At 41.7% G+C, this 204-nt stretch carries 1 protein-coding gene; it reads right to left on the reverse strand.

Features of this window, described 5'->3' with window-relative positions; all coding sequences use genetic code 11:
* Positions 1-204 (reverse strand): DDE-type integrase/transposase/recombinase (locus GQ593_RS13525; RefSeq protein ID WP_337189731.1); only part of this gene is annotated, 204 nt, incomplete at both ends.

The following is a 204-nucleotide window of genomic DNA, read 5'->3' on the forward strand; positions in this document are numbered from 1 at the left end:
TCATTGGAATTTGACTCATAGCTTGCATGACCAGTGCCGCTGTTTTATGCCTGCCAGCACTTCGCCCCACTATTTCTCGATTACTGATATCAACAATTACACAAAGGTAGTGCCAACGCTGTTTAACCCTTACATAGGTTAAATCGGTCACCAATATCTTTCGTGGTTGACCTATATCAAATTCTCGATTAAGTTCATTCCCCA

Source organism: Gilliamella sp. Pas-s25 (genome assembly GCF_009795885.1).
Lineage (GTDB): Bacteria > Pseudomonadota > Gammaproteobacteria > Enterobacterales > Orbaceae > Gilliamella.